This window comes from Arthrobacter sp. UYCu712, from assembly GCF_040547005.1.
GTDB lineage: Bacteria > Actinomycetota > Actinomycetes > Actinomycetales > Micrococcaceae > Arthrobacter.
Genome location: NZ_JBEPOZ010000004.1, coordinates 153,992 through 174,598, shown reverse-complemented (window position 1 = coordinate 174,598; position 20,607 = coordinate 153,992). Strand labels below are relative to the sequence as shown.

Annotated in this window: 15 protein-coding genes; 1 reads left to right on the top strand and 14 read right to left on the bottom strand. The window is 67.4% G+C overall.

Translation table 11 applies throughout. The features are described 5' to 3' along the window. Positions 1 to 2: 2 nt before the first annotated feature. From ABIB51_RS06100 to ABIB51_RS06035, 14 genes are all read right to left on the bottom strand, one after another. Positions 3 to 1,229 carry a phosphoglycerate kinase gene (locus tag ABIB51_RS06100; protein WP_354186474.1) on the bottom strand — a complete coding sequence of 409 codons (1,227 nt, stop codon included), beginning with the start codon at positions 1,227 to 1,229 and terminating at the stop codon, positions 3 to 5. A 10-nt stretch (positions 1,230 to 1,239) separates the two neighbouring features. Then, positions 1,240 to 2,250 (bottom strand): type I glyceraldehyde-3-phosphate dehydrogenase, encoded by a 1,011-nt coding sequence (gap, locus tag ABIB51_RS06095; RefSeq protein WP_354186472.1) that lies wholly within the window; start codon positions 2,248 to 2,250, stop codon positions 1,240 to 1,242. Between the two features lie 266 nt (positions 2,251 to 2,516). Then, entirely contained in the window at positions 2,517 to 3,140 is a 624-nt protein-coding gene (locus ABIB51_RS06090) for a superoxide dismutase (protein WP_354186470.1), read from the bottom strand. 165 nt (positions 3,141 to 3,305) lie between these two features. Further along, positions 3,306 to 4,286, bottom strand: a complete 981-nt coding sequence (gene whiA, locus ABIB51_RS06085; RefSeq protein WP_354186468.1) for a DNA-binding protein WhiA — start codon at positions 4,284 to 4,286, stop codon at positions 3,306 to 3,308. 10 nt (positions 4,287 to 4,296) lie between these two features. Beyond that, positions 4,297 to 5,316, bottom strand: a complete 1,020-nt coding sequence (locus tag ABIB51_RS06080; protein WP_354186466.1) for a gluconeogenesis factor YvcK family protein — start codon at positions 5,314 to 5,316, stop codon at positions 4,297 to 4,299. Continuing rightward, complete coding sequence (gene rapZ, locus ABIB51_RS06075; RefSeq protein WP_354186464.1) at positions 5,316 to 6,239, bottom strand: RNase adapter RapZ; 924 nt, start codon at positions 6,237 to 6,239, stop codon at positions 5,316 to 5,318. The genes ABIB51_RS06080 and rapZ overlap by 1 nt, the downstream gene beginning before the upstream one ends. 114 nt (positions 6,240 to 6,353) lie before the next feature. Further along, positions 6,354 to 8,363, bottom strand: a complete 2,010-nt coding sequence (uvrC, locus tag ABIB51_RS06070) for an excinuclease ABC subunit UvrC (RefSeq protein WP_354186462.1) — start codon at positions 8,361 to 8,363, stop codon at positions 6,354 to 6,356. A 39-nt stretch (positions 8,364 to 8,402) separates the two neighbouring features. Then, a complete protein-coding gene (locus ABIB51_RS06065; RefSeq protein WP_354186460.1) occupies positions 8,403 to 9,071 on the bottom strand; it encodes a lysophospholipid acyltransferase family protein in 669 nt (222 codons plus the stop codon). After that, a complete protein-coding gene (locus tag ABIB51_RS06060) occupies positions 9,058 to 9,852 on the bottom strand; it encodes an HAD hydrolase-like protein (protein WP_354186458.1) in 795 nt (264 codons plus the stop codon). Before ABIB51_RS06060 ends, ABIB51_RS06065 begins: the two co-directional genes overlap by 14 nt. Positions 9,853 to 9,929: 77 nt before the next feature. Further along, entirely contained in the window at positions 9,930 to 12,830 is a 2,901-nt protein-coding gene (gene uvrA, locus ABIB51_RS06055) for an excinuclease ABC subunit UvrA (protein WP_354186693.1), read from the bottom strand. A gap of 158 nt (positions 12,831 to 12,988) precedes the next feature. Then, on the bottom strand, positions 12,989 to 13,381 hold the full coding sequence (locus ABIB51_RS06050) for a GntR family transcriptional regulator (protein ID WP_354186456.1): 393 nt from the start codon (positions 13,379 to 13,381) through the stop codon (positions 12,989 to 12,991). Continuing rightward, a complete protein-coding gene (locus ABIB51_RS06045) occupies positions 13,378 to 15,183 on the bottom strand; it encodes an ABC transporter ATP-binding protein (RefSeq protein WP_502916081.1) in 1,806 nt (601 codons plus the stop codon). Before ABIB51_RS06045 ends, ABIB51_RS06050 begins: the two co-directional genes overlap by 4 nt. Before the next feature lie 89 nt (positions 15,184 to 15,272). Then, a complete protein-coding gene (locus ABIB51_RS06040; protein ID WP_354186452.1) occupies positions 15,273 to 16,994 on the bottom strand; it encodes an ABC transporter ATP-binding protein in 1,722 nt (573 codons plus the stop codon). Positions 16,995 to 17,167: 173 nt separating this feature from the next. Further along, positions 17,168 to 17,947, bottom strand: a complete 780-nt coding sequence (locus ABIB51_RS06035; RefSeq protein WP_354186450.1) for a trans-aconitate 2-methyltransferase — start codon at positions 17,945 to 17,947, stop codon at positions 17,168 to 17,170. Positions 17,948 to 18,057: 110 nt separating this feature from the next. On the opposite strand from ABIB51_RS06035, the gene ABIB51_RS06030 reads away from it, so the two are divergent. Next, positions 18,058 to 20,604, top strand: a complete 2,547-nt coding sequence (locus ABIB51_RS06030) for a DEAD/DEAH box helicase (RefSeq protein WP_354186448.1) — start codon at positions 18,058 to 18,060, stop codon at positions 20,602 to 20,604. The last annotated feature ends 3 nt before the right edge of the window (positions 20,605 to 20,607 follow it).

Below are 20,607 nucleotides of genomic sequence, written 5' to 3'. Positions count from 1 at the left end.
GCTTAGCGGTCCAGGACCGTGAGTCCGGGGAGTTCCTTGCCTTCGAGGTATTCCAGGCTGGCGCCGCCGCCGGTGGAAATGTGGCCGAACTGCTCGTCAGCGAAGCCGAGCGTGCGGACTGCCGCGGCGGAGTCGCCACCACCGACGACAGTGAACGCTTCCGTTTCCGTCAGCGCCTGGGCGATCGCCCGGGTGCCGGCGGCGAACGCCGGGAACTCGAACACGCCCATGGGGCCGTTCCAGAACACGGTCTTGGCGCCCGTGATCCGTTCCGCGAAGGCGGCTGCCGACTCCGGGCCGATGTCCAGGCCGATGCCCTGGGCGCCGAAGCTGCTGCCCTCGATCGCGTCGGCACGGACCGTCTCATGCTCGGCGTCCGCGGCGAACTTGCTGGCCACGACGACGTCGGTGGGGATGACGAAGTCGGTTCCGGCATCCGCGGCACGCTTGATGTACTCCTGGACAACCGGGATCTGGTCTTCTTCCAGCAGGCTGCCGGCCACCTTGTGGCCTGCCGCGGCGAGGAAGGTGAACAGCATGCCGCCGCCGACCAGGATGGTGTCCGCTTTGCCGATCAGGTTGTCGATCACGGCGAGCTTGTCCGAGACCTTGGAACCTCCGAGCACCACCGCATAGGGGCGCCGGGTGTCGGCGGTGAGCTTGCGCAGCACCTCCACCTCCGTGCGGACCAGGTCGCCCTGGTAGGACGGCAGCCGGGTGGCGACGTCGTACACGCTGGCGTGCTTGCGGTGCACGGCACCGAAGGCGTCGTCCACGAAGGCGCCGTTGGGGCCCGTGAGTGCCACCAGCTCATCCGCGAAGGCGCCGCGTTCGGCATCGTCCTTGGACGTCTCGCGGGCGTCGAAGCGCACGTTCTCCAGCACGAGGGCTTCCCCGTCCTGCAGCGCCGCGGCGAGTTCCTTCGCGGAGCCGCCGACGGTGTCCTCCGCGAGGGAGACCTTGAACGAGGCAAGCTCGGCCAGGCGGGTCACGGCGGGCGTGAGGGAGTACTTCTCTTCCGGGGCGCCCTTGGGGCGGCCGAGGTGTGCTGTGACCAGCACGCGGGCACCGGCGTCCGTAAGCTTCGCCAGCACTGGCAGGGAGGCCTTGATCCGGCCGTCGTCAGTCACTGTAGAGCCGTCGAGCGGCACGTTCAGGTCACTTCTGACCAGAACGTACCGCCCGCGGACACCATCAGCGATGAGTTCGTTGAGGGTGTGGAATGTCATGTGTCTTACCCTAGCCCAGCTTGGCTGCGACAAGCTCCGTGAGGTCCACGAGGCGGTTCGAGTAGCCCCACTCGTTGTCATACCAGGAAACAACCTTGACCTGGTTGCCGATCACCTTGGTCAGCCCGGAGTCGAAGATCGACGACGCCGGATCGCCCACGATGTCCGAGGAAACAATCGGCTCGTCGGTGTAGGTCAGGAGGCCCTGAAGCGCCTCGGTCTCGGAAGCTGCCTTGAGGGCTGCGTTGACTTCCTCGACCGTGGTCTCGCGGGACACCGTGACCGTGAGGTCCGTTGCCGAACCGGTCGGGACCGGGACGCGGATGGCGAAGCCGTCAAGCTTGCCCTTCAGTTCCGGCAGGACCAGGCCGATCGCCTTGGCGGCACCCGTGGAGGTGGGGACCATGTTGATGGCGGCGGCGCGGGCCCGGCGGAGGTCCTTGTGCGGGCCGTCCTGCAGGTTCTGGTCGGCGGTGTAGGCGTGGATGGTGGTCATCAGGCCACGCTCGATGCCGAACGAGTCGTTGAGGACCTTGGCCAGCGGGCCGAGGCAGTTGGTGGTGCACGACGCGTTGGAGATGATGTGGTGCGTGGCGGGGTCGTAAAGGCCTTCGTTGACACCGATCACGATCGTGATGTCCTCGTCCGAGGCGGGAGCGGAAATCAGGACCTTCTTGGCGCCGGCGTCGATGTGCTTCTGCGCATCCGATGCCTTCGTGAAGAAGCCGGTCGACTCGATGACGATGTCGACGCCGAGCTCGCCCCAGGGCAGCTTCGCCGGATCGCGCTCGGCGAGGACCTTGATGATGTTGCCGTCGACGACGATGTTGCCGTCCTTGACCTCGACGGTCTCCTTGAGGCGCCCGCCGACAGAGTCGTACTTCAGCAGGTGGGCGAGGGCTTCCGGGCTGGTGAGGTCGTTGACGGCAACGATCTCCAGGTCTGCCCCCTGGGCCAGGGCGGCGCGGAAGTAGTTGCGGCCGATGCGGCCAAAGCCGTTGATACCAATACGGGTCGTCACGTTTTCAGTCTCCTTGGTGCTTTTGCAAGCACGACTAGTTGAGTCGGGCGTTCAAGCCAACTAACAGATCCCGCACGCCATTGGGCAGAGATGATTACCAGATCGGAGGGCGACCAGCCACATTGCTGAAGGCTAACCGCCTTCCGTGACCTATCTTACGTTTAACTGAGCCTGCCCCCGCAAGTGCGGGGGCAGACAGTCCACGATTCGGGCCGGACGGCGCGAAATGTGAGCTTTGTTACAAACAGATGTGCACTACATCACCGTTAGAGGGTAATGAGGCCCGTTGCGTTCTTGCGGGCTGCGTCGAAGCGCTTGGCGACGTCGGCCCAGTTGACGATGTTCCAGAACGCCTTGACGTAGTCGGCCTTCACGTTGACGTAGTCGAGGTAAAAGGCGTGCTCCCACATGTCCAGCATCAGCAGCGGGGTGGTGCCCAGCGCGACGTTGCCCTGCTGATCGTAAAGCTGCTCGATCACGAGGTTGCCGCCGATGGGCTCGTAGGCGAGGAAGCCCCAACCGGAGCCCTGCAGGCCCAGAGCCGCGGCGCTGAACTGGGCACGGAAGGCGTCAAAGGAGCCGAACGCGTCGTCGATGGCCGCCGCGAGCTCACCCTCGGGCTTGTCGCCGCCGTCCGGTGAGAGGTTGTTCCAGAACACGGAGTGGTTGATGTGGCCGCCGGTGTGGAAGGCGAGATCCTTGGACAGCCGGTTGATGTTGGCGAAGTCGCCCTTCTCGCGGGCCTCCGCGAGCTGGGCCAGGGCGTTGTTGGCGCCGGCCACGTAAGCGGCATGGTGCTTGCTGTGGTGCAGCTCCATGATCCTCGCGGAAATGTGGGGCTCCAGCGCGGCGTAGTCGTAGCTGAGTTCGGGCAGAACGTACTCGGTCACAAAATCCTCCAATGTCGTGGACGTGTTGTCCGGTTCGGTAACTCTCGGATTGTGCATCCGGATGACCTGGCACCCGGAAGTGTGTGCTGAATCCGGGATCCGGTGGGCATAACCTCCCATGTCGCTGAGGTATTTCCACCGTCTGGATCCGATTCTAGGGCCCGGCTATTCGTCCAGCATTTCCGGCGTCACATTTGCCTCCGTGCCGGGGATGCCGAGATCCTGGGCCCGCTTGTCCGCCATGGCCAGGAGCCTGCGGATCCTGCCGGCGATGGCGTCCTTCGTCATGACCGGGTCCGCGAGCCGGCCGAGTTCGTCCAGGCTGGCCTGCTTGTGGGCCACCCGCAGTTCGCCGGCGTACTTGAGATGCTCCGGGACGTCGTCGCCTAGGATCTCCAGGGCACGGTCCACGCGGGCGCCCGCCGCGACGGCAGCCTGGGCGGAGCGGCGCAGGTTGGCGTCATCGAAGTTGGCCAGCCGGTTGGCGGTGGCCCGGACTTCCTTCCGCATCCGGCGTTCCTCCCAGACCATGAGGGCGTCGTGTGCGCCCATCCGGGTGAGGAGGGCCGCGATCGTGTCGCCGTCGCGGATCACCACGCGGTCGACTCCCCTGACCTCGCGGGCCTTGGCCTGGATGCCGAGGCGGCGGGCCGCGCCGACGAGGGCCAGCGCCGATTCCGGCCCGGGGCAGGTGACCTCCATGGCGGAGGAGCGCCCGGGTTCGGTGAGGGAACCGTGGGCCAGGAAGGCGCCGCGCCAGACTGCCTCGGCGTCGGAGGCGGAACCGTTGACCACCACGGACGGGAGGCCGCGGACGGGCCGTCCACGGGCGTCCAAGAGGCCGGTCTGGCGGGCGAGGGCCTCGCCGTCGCGGACGACCCGCACCACGTAGCGGCTGCCGCGGCGCAGTCCCCCGCCGGAGACGACAATGATCTCGCTCTGGTGGCCGTAGACCTCGGCGATGGCGGCACGCAGCCGCCGTGCGGTCGAGGCAAGGTCAACCTCGGCCTCGATCACGATCCGGCCGGAGATGATGTGCAGTCCGCCGGCGAAGCGGAGCATGGCCGACACTTCAGCCTTGCGGACCGAGGACTTCTTGATGTCCAGCCGCGAGAGTTCTTCCTTGACTGATGCTGTCAGTGCCATGGCACGTTTCCTAACTGTTCCCGAAAATGTCGTTGTAAGCCGTTGCCAGACGCAGCGGGTCGTGGATCGGCCGGGGGCTCGACGCCCCCACTTTACCCAACACCACCTCGGCTCCGAGCATCCCGGCCGCCTGTTCGAACCCGCGGAGGTCCGGGATCGACTCCGGGTCGGCCAGGACGACGTCGATGGTGAACTCCGGCGCGTACTCCCGCAGCACACGCAGGTGGTCGGCGGCGGTCATCCCCAGGGTTTCCTTGGTGTCCGTGGCCAGGTTCATGGTCAGGCAGCGGCGGGCCGCGGTGTTGCAAAGCGCCTCCCGCATTTCCGGCAGCAGCAGGTGCGGCAGCACGGAGGTGTACCAGGATCCCGGGCCCAGGACCACCCAGTCGGCCAGTTCGATGGCGGTGAGGGCCTCGACGCAGGCCGGGGCGTCGCCGGGCAGCAGCCGGACACGTTCCAGGGAGCCGGCAACGGCGCATTTCGCCTGCCCGCTGAGGGTCTGCAGCACCGACGTGCCGTCCGGGGCGGTGACCCGGACCTGGCCCTCGATGGTGAGCGGAACGCTGGACATCGGCAGGACCTCGCCGCGGGCGCCCAGCAGGGCCCCGGCCCACTTGAGGCCGGCGACTGTATCGCCGAGGAGCTCCCAAAGAGTCACGATCAGCAGGTTGCCCATCGCGTGCTCGTCGAGGGACCCGCCGGGGCCTTTGCCGGGTGCGAAGCGGTGCTGCATCACATCGCGCCAGGTACGGCCCCAGTCGGTGTCGTCGCACAGCGCGGAGAGCGCCATCCGCAGGTCTCCGGGCGGGAGGACGCCGTACTCCTCGCGCAGCCGCCCCGAGGAGCCGCCGTCGTCCGCCACAGTGACGATGGCGGTCAATTCGGAGGTGAGCAGGCGCAGGGCCGACAGCGAGGCGGAGAGGCCATGCCCGCCGCCGAGGGCCACCACGGTGGGGCCCTTGTCCTGCTGGCTGGCGAAGGCGGCGCTGGCCGGAGGGATGAGCGGCAGGGGCCCCGTGAGCAGCGCCATTATTCCCGGCCCAGGTCCCGGTGTGTGGTGGTCACAGTGACGCGCGGATACTGCGCGAGCCGGCGGGAAAGCTCGACGGCGACGGCCACCGAGCGGTGCTTGCCGCCGGTGCAGCCGATGGCGATGGTGGCGTAATGCTTGTTCTCGCGCCGGTAGCCGTCCAGGACCGGTTCGAGGGCCAGAACGTAGCGCTCCACGAAGTTGCTGACGCCCTCGGCCCCGAGCACGTAATCGCTCACGTCCTTGTCCAGGCCGGTGTGCGGCCGCAGCGCCGGGACCCAGTGCGGGTTGGGGATGAAGCGGGCGTCCGCCACGAAGTTGGCATCCACCGGCAGGCCGTACTTGAAGCCGAAGCTCATGACGTTCAGGCGCAGGGCCACCGGTCCGGTGTCGCTGAACAGTTCCGTGATCGCCGTGGCCAGTCCATGCACGTTCAGCGCCGAGGTGTCGAGGACGATGTCGGCGGAGGTCCGGAGCTCGTGCAGCAGCTCGCGCTCGGCGGCGATGCCGTCGAGGATCCTGCCGCCGGCCTGCAGCGGGTGCGGCCGTCGGCCCTGTTCGAAGCGGCGGACCAGGACGCCGTCGTTCGCGTCGAGGAAGAGCACCCGGAAGGTGACGCCGCTGGCTTCGAGGGACCGGAGAGCGGCGCGGATGTCGGCAAACAGTTCCTTGCTGCGGACATCCATGACGACGGCGAGTTTGGAGATGGAGCGGGGCGCATGGGACACCAGCTCGGCCAGGGTCCCGAGCATCTGCGGCGGAAGGTTCTCCACGACGTACCAGCCATGGTCCTCGAGCGCGTCCGAAGCCGTGCTCCGGCCGGCTCCAGACATGCCGGTCACCACGAGCAGTTCCGCCTCAACGGGTTTGACTGGCGTCATGCCGTCCGTCTCGTTGCCGGATCCTGCCGTCGACTCTGCCATCTGTGAAGCCCCGTTCTGCTGTGCTGTTGTGCCGTGTAGCGGCCGCGGTGAGTTTTAGGCCACCGAACGGGCCGCTTCCCAAGTCCTTACCCTAGCTAAGTTTGCCGGAGCTAGCTAAGTTTCCAGGATTTCGCCGGTTGTCATGTTGATGGCGGGGACGGCAGGCACGCCGGCCCCGTCCTCCGGGTTGAAGTGCCGCACGATCGCCTCGGCCAGGGAAGGCCCGATCCCCTTGGCGACGGTGAGTTCATCCGCCGTCGCCGCCCTGATGCTCTTGACCGAACCGAACTGCGCCAGGAGGGCCTTGCGTTTGGAATCACCCAGTCCGGGGACGCCGTCGAGGGCCGACACCGTCATGGCCTTGCCGCGCTTCTGCCGGTGGAAGGAAATCGCGAAGCGGTGCGCCTCGTCGCGGACGCGCTGCAGGAGGTACAGCCCCGCCGAGGCCCGCGGCAGGATCACCGGGAAGTCGCTGTCCGGCAGCCAGACCTCTTCAAGCCGCTTGGCGAGACCGACGACGTACACGTCCTCGATGCCGAGTTCGGCGAGGGCCCGGGCCGCGGCGTTGACCTGGGGCTTGCCGCCGTCGACCACCACGAGGTTCGGCGGGTAGGCGAATTTGCTCCGTGGCGCCGGCGTCGTCGTGTCGGCCAGCGATACCGCCACAGCAGCCTCAAGGGCAGCCTGGTGGCCCGGCTTGCGGGCCGCCTCGGCCTGCTCGGCCTTCTCCTGCAGGTAGTGCCGGAAACGGCGGGTCAGCACGTCATGCATCGCGGCGGTGTCGTCATTCGCGGCAGCGCCGGTCACGGAGAACTTCCGGTATTCGGACTTCTTCGGCAGCCCGTCCTCGACCACCACCATGGAACCGACCACGTTGGTGCCCTGGACATGCGAGATGTCGAAGCATTCGATCCTCATCAGCGCGACGGGCAGTTCGAGTGCCTCCTGCAGCTCCTGGAGCGCCTGCGACCGCACGGTCAGGTCACCGGCCCGGCGGGACTTGTGCAGCTTCAGCGCATGCTCGGCGTTGTCCCGGACGGTGGACATCAGTGCGGCCTTGTCGCCGCGCTGCGGGACCCGGATGTCAACCCGCGCGCCGCGCAGTCCGCCCAGCCATTCGGCGAGTTCGGCGGCGTTGCTGGGTTCGGCCGGGACCAGGACCTCGCGGGGCAGCCGGCCCTGGCTTTCGGCTTCCTCGCCGTAGACCTGCTGGAGCAGGTGCTCGACCAGGTCAGGGGTAGTGGAGTCCTCGACTTTTTCCACGACCCAGCCGCGCTGGCCGCGGATCCGGCCGCCGCGCACGTGGAAGACCTGCACGGCTGCCTCGAGCTCGTCCTCGTGCAGGGCGAAGACGTCGGCGTCGGTGCCTTCGGCCAGGACCACCGCGTTGCGCTCGAAGACCTTCTTGAGCGCGACGATGTCGTCCCGGATGCGGGCCGCCCGCTCGTAGTCGAGTTCGGCGACGGCGGCGGCCATTTCCTTTTCCAGCCTCGTGACGAAGGGCTTCGCTTCGCCGCCCATAAAGTTGCAGAAGTCCTCGGCGAGGGCCCGGTGGTCCTCCTCCGAGATGCGCCCGACGCACGGGGCCGAGCACTTGTCGATGTAGCCCAGCAGACAGGGCCGGCCGCTGGCCTGGGCCCGCTTCAGGACGCCGGCGCTGCAGCTGCGGACCGGGAAGACCCGCAGGAGGGTGTCCATGGTGTCCCGGATGGCGCCGGCGGTGTACGGGCCGAAGTAGCGGGTGCCCTTCTTGCGTTCGCCGCGCAGCACCTGGACGCGCGGGAATTTTTCCGCCACCGTGACGGCAAGGTACGGGTAGCTCTTGTCGTCCCGGAACATGACGTTGAAGCGAGGTTTGAATTCCTTGATCCAGGTGTATTCCAGCTGGAGGGATTCGAGCTCGCTCCCGACGACGGTCCACTCGACGCTGCTGGCCGTGTGGACCATGGCGTAGGTCTTGGGCAGCAGTCCGGCCGGGTTGGCGAAATAGGAATTCAGCCGTGACCGGAGGTTCTTGGCCTTGCCGACGTATATGACCCGGCCGTGCGGGTCGCGGAAGCGGTACACGCCCGGATTGGTCGGAATCTCACCCGTCTGGGGTCGGTAACTCGCTGGATCTGCCACGGTTCAAGTCTACTGAGGAGCCAGGGGTGCCGAGGACGGCTACTCGGCGACCTTGCTCTGGTTGTAGCCCGTCGCGCGTTCCTGGCCGCTGAGTTCCGCAATCGCGTCCATGATCCGGTCGGTGACCTGGCGGCGTGCCGGCAGGGAGTGGTCCGGCCCGGTCTTTTCGAAGTGCAGCGGCGCGCCGACCTTCATCGTGAAATGCTGCGGCTTGACGGACTTGCTGTCCGCCGGCTGCAGGTGCTCGGTGCCGATCAGGCCCACCGGGATCACCGGGGCGCCCGTGGTGAGGGCGAGCCAGCCGACGCCGGTGCGGCCGCGGTAGAGGAGCCTGTCACGGGACCGGGTCCCTTCGGGGTAAATCCCGATGCCCTTGCCCTCGCCGAGGATCTCCAGGAGCGTCTTGAGCGCCTGCACGCTGGCGGCCTGCTCGCCCCGCTCGACCGGGATCGAGCCGACGGCTTCGAAGAAAGACTTCATGACCTTGCCCTTGACGCCGCCGGTGGTGAAATACTCAGCCTTCGCGAAGAACGCGACGGGGCGCGGCATAAGCGCCTGGACAATCACGCTGTCCAGAAAGGACAGGTGGTTTGGCGCCACGATGAACGGACCCTCAGAGGGCACGTTTTCAAGGCCGATGACGGTGGGCCGGCAGGTGGTGGTGACCAGTCCCCGCGTGGTCCAGCGGATTGCATCAAACATTGCCATCGGTGTGCACCTCGTCCAGGGCTTCAGTCGTAGGGGCGGCGGTGGCGGATATCGCACCCGGACCCGTGGCCCGGGCAGCGTCCCGCCGGATGATCGTCTGATGCAGGGCCGTGGCGGTCTGCACGATCTCGACGGCGCCCGCCTCGTGGAGTTCGCCGTCGGGCGCAAAGCCCCAGCCTACGCCGATGCACTCCAGGCCGTTGGCCGCCGCCCCGGCGACGTCCTGGGCGCGGTCCCCCACCATGACGGCGCGCCGCGCGCCGAGGCCGGGGTCAGTGTCCAGATCGGCCAGGGCCGCGGCGACGATCCCGGCTTTCCCTGACGGTGCGCCGGTCCCGACAGCTGCTCCGGCGGCGGCGGTTTCATCGGCGGCGGAACCGCGGATGGTGTGGAACAGTCCCGCGATGCCGTGGTGTTCCAGCACGGTCCGTGCCAGCCCTTCCGGCTTCTGCGTCGCGACGGCGATGGGACGCCCGGCAGCCACGAAGGAATCCAGTAGCTCGCGGACCCCCGGGTAGAGCCGGCTTTGGGCGATGCCGGTGGCGAGGTAGTGCGCCCGGTAGATCCGGATGGCCTCGGCCAGCTGCGCGGCCGGGACCCCGGCGATCTCCGTGAGGGAATGGCTCAGCTTGGGACCGATCATCGCGTCCATCCGGGCCTTGCCGGGAACGGTGAGTCCGAGGTCGGTGAGGGCCGCTGCGATTCCGTCCGTTATTCCCCCGGCCGGATCGACAAGAGTGCCGTCCAGGTCAAAGATCACGGGCACTTTTGTATGAGTCACCGGCTTAGTTTCTCACGAGAGCCGGAATGCCAGAAACTCCCATACCCGTCAGGGAATACTTCTATCCCCTGACGGGCTCAGGCCAGGATGTCGGCCAGGAAGGCAGCGGTGTGGCTCTCCGTGGACTTGGCGACCTGTTCCGGGGTTCCGGAGGCGACGATGCGCCCGCCGCCGGACCCGCCGTCCGGGCCCAGGTCGACGATCCAGTCGGCGCTCTTGATGACATCGAGGTTGTGCTCGATCGTGATGACCGTGTTGCCCTTGTCCACGAGGCCCTGGAGCACCAAGAGCAGCTTCCGGATGTCCTCGAAGTGCAGGCCCGTGGTGGGCTCGTCCAGCACGTAGACGCTGCGCCCGTTGGAGCGCTTCTGCAGTTCCGCCGCGAGCTTCACCCGCTGGGCCTCGCCGCCGGAGAGCGTGGTGGCGGGCTGGCCCAGCCGGACGTAGCCGAGTCCGACGTCGACGAGCGTGCTGAGGTGCCGGGCGATCGGTGAGAAGGCCGCGAAGAACTCGGCACCTTCCTCGATGGGCATGTTCAGGACATCGGCGATCGTTTTGCCTTTGTAGTGGACTTCCAGGGTTTCGCGGTTGTACCGGGCGCCGTGGCACACCTCGCAGGGCACGTAGACGTCAGGCAGGAAGTTCATTTCGATCTTCAGGGTGCCGTCACCGGAGCACGCCTCGCAGCGGCCGCCTTTGACGTTGAAGGAGAACCGGCCCGGCAGGTAGCCGCGGACCTTGGCCTCGGTGGTCTCAGCGAAGAGTTTGCGGATGTTGTCAAAGACACCCGTGTAGGTGGCCGGGTTGGACCGCGGAGTGCGCCCGATGGGGCTCTGGTCGACGTGGACCACCTTGTCGAGGTGCTCGAGGCCCTGGATCGACTTGTGCCGACCGGCCACCTGTTTGGCGCCGTTGAGCTTGTTCGCCAGGACCTTGTAGAGGATCTCGTTAACCAGGGTGGACTTGCCGGAGCCGCTGACGCCGGTCACTGCGGTGAACAGTCCCAGCGGGAAGGTGGCATCGACATTCAGGAGATTGTGCTCCTTGGCTCCGACGACCTTGAGCTCACGCTTCTTGTCGTATTTGCGCCGTTTCTTGGGAATATCGATCCGCTTCCGGCCGGAGAGGTAATCACCGGTGAGCGATTCCTTGTTCTCGAGCAGCTCCTTGTAGGACCCGGAGTGCACCACCATGCCGCCGTGTTCGCCGGCCCCGGGTCCGATGTCCACCACCCAGTCGGCTACCTGGATGGTGTCCTCGTCGTGTTCCACCACGATCAGGGTGTTGCCGAGGTCCCGCAGCCGGGTGAGCGTCTCGATCAGGCGGCGGTTGTCCCGCTGGTGCAGGCCGATGGACGGCTCGTCCAGGACGTAGAGCACACCCACGAGGCCGGAGCCGATCTGGGTGGCGAGCCGGATGCGCTGGGCCTCGCCGCCGGACAGTGTGCCGGAGGGACGCTCCAGGTTAAGGTACTCCAGGCCGACGTCGAGCAGGAAGGTCAGGCGGGCCTGGATCTCGATGAGGACCTGGTGGGCGATCTGGGCTTCCCGGCCGGTGAGCACGAGCTTGTCCAGGAAGCGGGCGCAGTCGCGCATCGGCATCGCGGCGACCTCGGCGATCGACTTGCCGTTGATCAGGACCGAGAGCGACGCAGGGTTCAGGCGTGCGCCGTTGCAGGCCGGGCACGGGATCTGCCGCATGTACTCCTCGTAGCGGTCCCGGGCCGAGTCCGAGTCTGTTTCAAGGTGTTTGCGGTGGACGTACTGGATGACGCCCTCGAAGCCGGTGCTGTACTTGCGTTCCCGGCCGAAGCGGTTGCGGTACTGCACCACTACTTTGTGGTCCTTGCCGTGCAGCACGGTCTGGCGGGTGTCCTCGGAGAGCTTTTCCCACGGGGTCGTCATCGAGAAACCGAGTTCTTTGGCGAGTCCGTCGAGCAACCGGTTCCAGTACTCCGTCGTCGCCGTGCCGAGCGACCACGGCGCGATGGCCCCTTCCGAGAGTGAGAGTTCCCCGTTCGGAATGATGAGTTCCTCATCAACCTCCAGCTTCGTGCCGATGCCGCTGCAGGCGGAGCAGGCACCGAAGGGGTTGTTGAACGAGAAGGAGCGCGGTTCGATCTCGTCGATCGCGAGGGGGTGCTCGTTGGGGCAGGCGAGGTGCTCGGAGAACGCCCTGACCCGCTCCGCGTCGTCCGCGTCGAGGTCGACGAACTCGGCGAGGATCCGGCCCTCGGCCAGCCCGAGGGCGGTTTCGACCGAGTCGGTGAGGCGCTGGTTGATGCCTTCCTTGACCACGAGCCGGTCCACGACCACTTCAATCGTGTGTTTGAACTGCTTGCCGAGCTTGGGCGGATCACTCAGCTGGATGAGCTTGTCATCGACCCGGGCGCGTGAGTAGCCCTTGGCGGTCAGTTCCTTGAACAGTTCGACGAATTCGCCCTTGCGGCCACGGACCACGGGCGCCAGGACCTGGAAGCGTGTGCCTTCCGGCAGTTCCAGAAGCTGGTCGACGATCTGCTGCGGGGTCTGCTTCGTGACCGGCTCCCCGCAGACGGGACAGTGCGGGCGGCCCACCCGGGCCCACAGCAGGCGCATGTAGTCGTAGATCTCGGTGATGGTGCCGACGGTGGAGCGGGGGTTCTTGCTGGTGGACTTCTGGTCGATCGACACCGCCGGCGAGAGGCCTTCGATGAAGTCGACGTCGGGCTTGTCCACCTGGCCCAGGAACTGCCGGGCGTAGGCGGAAAGCGATTCGACGTAGCGCCGCTGGCCCTCGGCGAAGATCGTGTCGAAGGCGAGGGAGGACTTACCCGAGCCGGACAGCCCCGTGAACACGATCATGGAGTCGCGCGGCAGGTCCAGGTCAACGTTGCGCAGGTTGTGCTCGCGGGCGCCCTTGACGACGAGGCGGGACATGTCCGGCCGCTTCACCGCAGGGCGGGTATCGATCGCGTGGCCCGGTTTTGCGGCGCCCATCGGAACGTTGTCCATCGGAACGGAGGTCTGGTCATCAACGGCTGGATCTTCAGCTACGGCTTTAGGCACGCTACCAATGCTAATCGAAAACTTCTTCGAATATCTATTCCCGACTGTGTCACCTGCCGGGGAATCCGGTCCCGTGTGTTAGCGGGACATCAGTCACGGTCGTACGCGGCCGCAAGCAGGTGCACGGCCTCGGCAAAGCTGGCGCCCTGGGCCTTGGCTGCCGCCGCGAAGTCCGCCGCGGCGGCGGACAGCGAGTTCCAGGCTTCGTCCCGGGCGCACACAACCGTCCCGTTCCGGCCGCGGGTCGCGACGACCCCGGCGGCCTCGAGTTCCTTGTAGGCGCGCGCCACCGTGTGCGGGGCAACGCCGAGTTCGGCGGCGAGGCTGCGGACTGCCGGGAGCCGGGTGCCCGCGGCCAGCGTGCCGTCGTCGGCCCGTTCGATGATGTTGAGCCGGAGCTGTTCAAACAACGGGACCGAGCTGGCCTGGTTGGGCTTCCAGGCGCCGGGGAACCGGTCCGCCAGCTTCTCCGTGGGGCTCACAGTTCCGGCTCCTTGAGGCCGAGTACTTGTTCGCTGCCCGCGAACTGGGCGTTGTACAAATCCCAGTACAGCCCGCTCCTGCCCAACAGCTCCTGATGGGTCCCGTGTTCAACAATCCGTCCGTGGTCCATGACGAGAATTAGATCAGCGTCCCGGACGGTGGACAAGCGGTGGGCAATCACGAAGCTGGTGCGGCCCTGCCGGAGGCGCTGCATCGCCTGGCGGATCTGCACCTCGGTGCGGCTGTCCACCGAGCTCGTCGCCTCGTCCAGGACCAGGATGCTGCGGCCCGCCAGTTGCGCCCTCGCGATCGAGATGAGCTGCCGCTGTCCCCGGCTGAGCGAGCCGCCGCCGTCGCCGAGCATGGTGCCGTAGCCGTCCGGCAGCGAACGGACGAACTGGTCGACGTGGCTGGCCTGCGCCGCGGCAGCGATCTCCGCATCGCCGGCGCCGGGCCGGCCGTACTCGATGTTCTCCCGGATGCTGCCCGTGAAAAGCCAGACGTCCTGAAGGACGGTGCCGAGGCCGGACCGCAGCTCGTCCCGGGGCATCTGCGCGATGTCGGCGCCGTCGACGGTGATCCGTCCGGAGTCCAGTTCATAGAACCGCATCAGCAGGTTCACCACGGTTGTTTTGCCGGCGCCGGTGTGGCCCACAATCGCCACGGTCTGCCCCGGCTCCACGGCAAAGGAGAGGTCGTGGATCACGGGAACCCCGGGGCTGTAGCCGAAGCTGACGTGTTCGAAGGAGATCCGGCCCTCGGCCGCAGTCGTCGTCCCGCCGGGCGGCTGCTTGCCCGGGCGTCGGCCGTTGGCTGTGGGTCCGGTGTTCGCCGGATCCCCCGCCGTGGCCAGGGCCCCCGCTGTGTCCGGCTGCTCGGCAGAAATTTCCGGGGCGTCCAGCAGCGCAAAGACCCGCTCGGCCGAGGCGAGGCAGGACTGCATAAGGGTGAGCATTCCGCCGATCTGGCCCATCGGCTGGCTGAAAAGCCGGCTGAACTGGATGAAGGCCTGGATGCCGCCGATTGTCATGGCGCCCGCCGTGACCTGGAGCGCCCCGACGACGGCAACGGCGACGTAACTAAGGTTCGAGACGAAGACCATGAGGGGCTGCACCACCCCTGACACATACTGGGCGCGGGCGCTGGCCCGGCTGAGTTTGCCGTTGCCCTCCCGGAAGCGGGCGGCCGCTTCCTCCTGCCGGCCGAAGGCCTTGATGACCTCATGGCCGGTGAAGAACTCCTCAAGCTGCGCGTGCAGCTCGCCCGTGCTCCCCCACTGCTCGGTGAAATGCGCTTGCGACTTCCGGGCTACGAGCACGGTGATGAGGGCCGAGATCGGCACGGACACCAGGGCAATCAGCGCCAGGACAGGTGAGATCCACAGCATCATGGCCAGCGCCCCGGAGAGCATCAGCACGGACATGATGAGCTGGTTCAGCAGCTGGTTCAGGGCCTGCGAGATGTTGTCCACATCGTTGGTGGCCCGGCTCAGGACGTCGCCCCGATGCTGTTCGTCGAAGTGGCCGAGCGGCAGCACATGCAGTTTCTCCTCGACGGAGGCGCGGAGACCGAACCCGAGCCGCTGCACGGCCGTGGCGGCCAGGGCGCCCTGGATCCAGCTGAAGACCGAGGCCCCCAGATACATGAGGGAGACGGCCGCGAGCAGCGCCGCCAGCTTGTCCTCGTCGAAAGTACCTCCGACGACGCCGTCGACCACGACGTCGGTGGCGTCGCCGAGGACTTTGGGCGCGGCCACGTTGAGAACCACGAAGGCGCAAGTGGCCGCGATGACCCCGGCCATCCGCCATTTTGACGGCCGGAGCAATCCGAGCAGCCTGCCGATGGCGCGCCGGCGGGACCGGGCAGCGCCCACCAGAGCGTGCGACCCGGTCACGGGTTCTCCTCCAGCACCAGCTGAGAGGCTGCGATCTCCTGGTAGCTTGGCGAGGTTTCCATCAGCTCCTGGTGGGTGCCCTGCGCCACGAGCCGGCCGTCCTCCAGCACCAGGATCAGGCCAGCGTCGACGATGGTGGACACCCGCTCCGCCACCACCAGCACGGTGGCGGAGCGAAGGAGCGGCTCCATGGCCTCACGCAGCCGGTAGTCGGTGCCGTAGTCGAGCGCCGAGAAACTGTCGTCGAACACGTAGACGGGGGCGGCCCGGAGCAGCGCGCGGGCTATGCAGAGCCGCTGCCGCTGGCCGCCGGAAAAATTGGTCCCGCCCTGGCTCACCGGCGACTGCAGCCCCGCCGGCAGTTCGGCGACGAAATCTTCGGCCTGCGCCGTGGTGAGCGCTTCCCAGAGTTCCGCGTCCGTGGCTTCCGGCGAACCCATCCGCAGGTTGTCCGCCACCGTCCCGGAAAAAAGATATGACTGCTGCGGCACGACGGCGATGAGACCGCGGAGCGTCGCCAGCGGCAGCGAACGGACATCGAGCCCGCCGATCGCGATCTGCCCTGCCGTGGCGTCCAGGAACCGCGGCAGGAGGTTCAGGAGGGTGGTCTTGCCGCTGCCGGTGGCGCCGATGACCACGGTGGTGGTGCCGGGCACCGCCGTGAAGCTGATGCCCTCCAGCACAGGAGCCTCGGCACCCGGATAGGCAAACGCGACACCGCGGAACTCCACGGTGTTCCCCGCCGGGCCGGTGCCGTCCGCCGGGCCGGTGCCGTCTGCGATGGCCGGTTCGGTGCCGAGGACCGCCTGGATGCGTTCCGCGCAGGCCGACGCGCGGGGGGCGGTCATGAACACGTACATGGCCATCATGATCGCGATCAGGATCTGCAGGATGTAGGCGATGAAGGCCGTCAGCGCTCCCAGCTTCATCTCGCCGGACTGGATCCGGTGCCCGCCGAACCAGACAACGCCGACCGAGGACAGGTTGACCACAAGCATGATCATCGGCATCATCCCGGCGATGAGCAGCGCCGACTGCAGGTTGTTCCGGGTGAGGTCCTTGTTCGCGCCGTCGAACCGCCGGATCTCGTGCCTCTGCCGGACAAAGCCGCGGATGACGCTGGCGCCGATGATCTGCTCCCGCAGCACCCTGCTGATCCGGTCGATGAGCCCCTGGCCCTCCCGGTACAGCGGAACGAGGCGGCGGACAATCAGGACCATGATGATGGCGAGTACGGGCACCACGGCGACCACAATGCCGGACAGGGCCAGGTCCTGGTGCATGGCCAGGACGATGCCGCCGAGGAAGATGGCCGGTGCCGCCACCAGCATGGTGAACACCAGGACGGCGAGGTTCTGGATCTGCGTCACATCATTGGTGGCCCGCGTCACCAGGCTGGCGGCGCCGAACGCGGCGACCTCCTGGGAGGAGAGTGACTGGACCTTGTCGAAGAGCTCCTCGCGCACCTGGCGGCCCACCTCCATGGCCACCACGGCGCCCAGGTAGCCGGCGAGAATGGCCGTTAGCACCTGGACGGCGGCGATCACAGCCATCCAGCCGCCCAGGTCGAGGATCACCCGGGTATTCCCGCCGACAATCCCTTCGTCAATGATGGCGGCGTTCAACGTGGGCAGGAGCAGGTTGGCCGTGGTCTGCACGAGCTGCAGGAGGACGATGGCCACCACCGTCCCCCTATGGGCGGATAGCTGCCGCCGCATCAGGCCTATTAGCACCTAACCTCCGTCATGGATTGAGGGCTCGGATCCGGGATCAGCTGGGGCGCCCCCGCGCCGCTTCGTCATTGTAAGCCCCATCACAGCCTGCTTGTGGTCACACGCTCCGGGCCGCAGAACGGCCGCCGGGCGTGCCGGCGGGCGTGCCGGCGGGCCGCTCAGTCCCGTTTGCGGGCCACGGCGAAGATCCGGCGGAACGGGAAGAGAGTTCCGTGCGGCCCGGACGGGTAGGCCTCGGCCAGCCGGGCGGAATATTCGGCCTCGAACTCGTGCGCCTCGGCGTCGGACAGGGCGGCCAGCACGGGACGGAGCCCGGTGCCGCGGACCCACTCCAGGACCGGGTTTTCGCCCGGCAGGAGCTGCTGGTAGGTCGTTTCCCAGGCGTCGGCGTCGCAACCGGCGTCGAGCATGATGTTGAGGTATTCGGCGGCCTCCCCGACGACGTCGTGGTGCCGGAGCACACCGGCGAGCCGGCCTGCCCAGGCCGGGGACTCAGCCAGTTGACGCATGTGCGTGTGGGACGGCGAGTTGAAGTTGCCGGGGACCTGCAGGGCAAACCAGGCCCCGGGCTTGAGGGCGGCGAGCCAGCCCGGCAGCATCTCACGGTGGCCGGGGACCCATTGCAGGGCGGCGTTGGTGACCACGACGCCGGTCTCCCCGGAGGGCCGCCAGGCGGCGATGTCGGCCAGGTCGAAGGACAGGTTGGGGGTGTTCCCGGCGTGGGCGCCGGCTTTCGCCAGCATTTCCGGGGAGGAATCCAGGCCCACCACCTGCGCGGCGGGCCAGCGTTCCGCGAGCGTCGCCGTGAGGTTGCCGGGGCCGCAGCCGAGGTCCACCACCAACCGGGGATCCTCCGCGTGGACCCGGGCTGTCAGGTCAAAGTAGGGCCTGTCCCGGTGGTCTCCGAACTGCACGTATTTGGTGGGGTCCCACTGCATGATTTTCCTCCGGTCACCGGCGACAATCCGACTCTCGAAGCCTAACCCCGGCCGCGGGTGCGTCAAGGAAGGCGCACCCGCCAGGACCCGGCCCACTAAGCTGGAGCGTGATGAAACTCGTTGATCAGCTCCCCGCCCCGGCCGCCCGAATCCCAGGCAGGACCGGGATGGACCCGGACGAGCTGTACACGCGCTTCGTCGAGTGGACGGAGAGCCGGGGACTGGCGCTGTACACCGCCCAGGACGAGGCCATCATGGAACTGGCCTCCGGCTCCAACGTGATCCTCGCGACCCCCACGGGGTCCGGTAAATCCCTCGTTGCGATCGCCGCGCATTTCCAGGCCATGGCGAGGGGACAGCGCAGCTACTACACAGCGCCGATCAAGGCCCTCGTGTCCGAAAAGTTCTTTGCCTTGTGCGAGATCTTCGGGGCCGAAAACGTCGGCATGATCACGGGTGACTCCGGGGTCAACCAGGACGCCCCGATTATCTGCTGCACCGCGGAAATCCTGGCCAACACTGCCCTGCGGGAAGGCGCGGCCGCGGAACTGGGCTCCGTCATCATGGACGAGTTCCACTTCTACTCCGACCCGCAGCGCGGCTGGGCGTGGCAGGTTCCCCTCCTGGAACTCCCCCAGGCCCAGTACCTGCTGATGTCCGCGACGCTCGGCGACATGAGCCGCTTCGAGGCGGGCATCAGCGAGCTGACAGGCCGTCCGACGACGACCGTGAGTTCCGTCGAGCGCCCCATCCCGCTGCACTACTACTACGAGCAGACGCCGGTCCACGAGACCCTCGAAGAGCTGCTCGCCACGAAGCAGGTGCCCGTCTACGTGGTGCACTTCAGCCAGGTGGAAGCCATCGACCGGGCGCAGAACCTCATGAGCATCAACGTCTGCACCCGCGAGGAAAAGGACAAGATCGCCGAGCTGATTGCCGGCTTCCGGTTCGCGGCCGGGTTCGGGAAAACCCTCAACCGGCTGGTCCGGCACGGGATCGGCGTGCACCACGCCGGCATGCTGCCGAAGTACCGCCGCCTCGTCGAGCAGCTGGCCCAGGCCGGCCTGCTCAAGGTCATCTGCGGCACGGATACCCTCGGCGTCGGCATCAACGTGCCCATCCGCACGGTGCTGCTCACCGCACTCAGCAAGTACGACGGCGTCCGCACCCGGCTGTTGAACTCCCGCGAGTTCCACCAGATCGCCGGCCGGGCCGGCCGGGCCGGCTACGACACGGCCGGGACCGTCGTCGTGCAGGCCCCCGAACACGTCACCGAAAACGTCAAGGCGATGGCTAAGGCCACGGCCAAGTTCGGCGATGACCAGAAGAAGCTGCGCCAGGTGGTCAAGAAGAAGCCGCCCGAGGGTTTCGTGTCCTGGGGCGAGCCCACCTACAAGCGGCTCGTGGAGTCCGTTCCGGACCCGCTGACCTCCAGCTTCACCGTGACGCACGCGATGCTGATGAACCTGATGGAACGTCCGGGCGACCCGTTCAAGGCTGCCCGCCGGCTGCTCACGGAAAACCATGAGCCGCGGTCCTCCCAGCTGCAGCTTATGAAGAAGGCCCTGGGCATTTACCGGGAACTGCTGGCGGCCGGCGTCGTGGAGCGGATTCCGCCGGAGCAGCAGGGGCCGGACGGCCGCACCGTCAGGCTGACGGTCCACCTGCAGCCCAACTTCGCCTTGAACCAGCCGCTGTCCCCCTTCGCCCTCGCGGCGCTTGAGCTCCTGGACCCGGAATCGCCGTCGTACGCCCTGGACGTCGTGTCGGTGATCGAGTCCACCCTGGAGAAGCCGCGGCAGATTCTCTCGGCGCAGCAGAAGAAGGCCCGCGGCGAGGCGATCGCCGCGATGAAGGCCGACGGCATCGATTACGACCAGCGCATGGCCATGCTCGAGGAAGTCACCTACCCGCAGCCGCTGGCCGAAATCCTCGGCCAGGCGTTCGACGTCTACCGCAAAGCGGCGCCGTGGATCGGCGACTTCGAGCTGGCGCCCAAATCCGTGGTCCGGGACATGTACGAACGCGCCATGAACTTCGGCGAGTTCGTCCAGTTTTACGGGCTGGCCCGCTCCGAAGGCATTGTGCTGCGCTACCTAGCGGACGGGTTTAAGGCGCTCCGCCAGACCGTGCCGCAGGACGCGCTCCGCGAGGACCTCGAGGACCTCATCGCCTGGCTGGGCGAACTCGTCCGGCAGGTGGACTCGAGCCTGCTCGACGAATGGGAGGAGCTCACCTCCGGCGCCGCACCGACGCCGCATGACGCTCCCCCGCCCCCGCCGCCGTCGCTGACGTCCAACATCCGGGCGTTCCGCGTGATGGTCCGCAATGAGATGTTCCGCCGTGTGGAGCTGTTCGCGGACGAGGCGGCCTCCGCCCTGGGCGAGCTCGACGGCGGGTCCGGCTGGGACGCCGAACGCTGGGAAGACGCCCTGGACGACTACTTCGACGAACACGACGACATCGGCACCGGCCCCGACGCGCGCGGCCCGGGACTGCTGATCATCACCGAGGAAACCGGCACGTGGAAGGTCCGCCAGATCTTCGAGGACCCGGCCGGCAACCAGGACTGGGGTATCTCGGCCGAGGTGGACCTCGCGGCCTCCGACGAAACCGGAACCGCCGTCGTCCGGGTGACCGACGTCAACCGGCTGTAGGCG